Here is a 1,363-nt window from a genome sequence, read left to right on the forward strand (position 1 = left end):
GTAGGTGTTGGCGACGGAGTGGATCAGGTCGGCGCGGTTGCGGATGATCGGGGGCGCGGATCGCCAGGCGTGGATCATGAGGTCGCTCAGTGGGAGTCGTTCACCGGTGCCCAGCTCGATCAGGAGCGCTTCGAGTTGCAGCAGGGTGCTGCGGTGTTCGTTGATGAATGTGTCGAGGTGGTCGCCGCCGCCGTTCTCGTAGTAGGTGGTGCGGCCGCCGCTGAGGGCGAAGTTGCTGTGGATCCGCAGTGGTTCCTCGACGACGCGGGTGTGGGGCAGCGCCTCATTGCGGGTGGCGGTCAGCCGGTCGTTGTCGTCGGGGATGGCCAGGACGGGGGCGTCGCCTGGCTGCATCCGGTAGTGGGGTGGGGCGAGGATGCCGGCGCCGCCGGGACGTACGCGGATCAGGTTGCCGTAGCCGTCGGCCAGTGGCAGGTAGGGCAGCAGATCCCGATTCACCACGTCGAAGGAGGTGGAGACGTGCAGGTCGGTGCCTTCGTAGTCGGCGGCAATCTGCAGGAGCCCGTCGGCCATGCGGTCCATCTCGTCGCGCGCGGTGTTGGCCTCTCTGACCCGGCTGTCCAGTGCCGCAGCCCAGTCCCTGCCGAGTTTGTCGGACACCCCGTCGAGAGTGCCCCAGGCAGAGCGGGGGATGGCTCCGATGTCGGTGAGGTAGCGGCGGATCGCGCCGTAGCAGGTCGCGTCTTCGTACCGCTCGACACCGAAAGCCACCAACGCTCGGGTCTCCACGGCGAAAGTGGATATGTCAGCGCTCACCGTATCCGCTCCTCATCGTCGGGCGGCTCGGGTGGGGTGAACTCGCGCACCCCGACGGGTGAGCCGAAGTAGTCGACGCGGAGCTGCCGGTACTGCCGCCGGTGCTCGGCGAGGGCCGCCATGAGCGCGGAGCGGATCTCGTCGGCCACCTCCTGCTCGGTACACCGCCGCAGCAGGCCCGGTCGGATGCGGACATCGATGTCCCCGTCCTGGTCGCGGACAACCTCCACCCACTGCTTCGTGGAGACCCCGACAGCCCTGATCCGGGCCACGTCAGCGAAGTATCGTGCCAGCTTGTCCACTGTCGACCTTCCTAATCGCTGGCAGGGAGGGTCATCGTCAGGTCGGCGATGCGCTGCGCGGTGACCGTGGTGGAGGAGACGACGCCCGCGTCGGGCCGGTCAGGGCCGGTCAACGACACCACGATGTGTCCGTAGCGAGACGACGACGCCAGGAAGACGCGGACGAAGGCCTTGTCGTTGATCGTTTCCGCGCACGACTTCGTCGCCTCATACCGGTCGGTGCCCGGATAGGGGACAGCCTCGCCGTAGCAGGGGCTGTCGGACACCCGCCGGCGTAGCGTCTC

General features: G+C 67.8%; 1 protein-coding gene and 2 pseudogenes. All 3 read right to left on the reverse strand.

The window, feature by feature from the left end; all coding sequences use genetic code 11:
- Window positions 1–777: pseudogene (locus C1A38_RS30350) on the reverse strand (hypothetical protein); the annotation flags it as partial.
- The gene (locus tag C1A38_RS30355; RefSeq protein ID WP_102661099.1) at window positions 774–1,079 is read right to left on the reverse strand and encodes a hypothetical protein; all 306 of its coding nucleotides are present in this window, start codon (window positions 1,077–1,079) and stop codon (window positions 774–776) included. The gene C1A38_RS30355 and the pseudogene C1A38_RS30350, both read right to left, overlap by 4 nt.
- Before the next feature lie 11 nt (window positions 1,080–1,090).
- Window positions 1,091–1,363: pseudogene (locus tag C1A38_RS30360) on the reverse strand (hypothetical protein); the annotation flags it as partial.

The organism is Verrucosispora sp. ts21, from assembly GCF_002879555.1.
GTDB classification, from domain to species: Bacteria; Actinomycetota; Actinomycetes; order Mycobacteriales; family Micromonosporaceae; genus Micromonospora; species Micromonospora gifhornensis.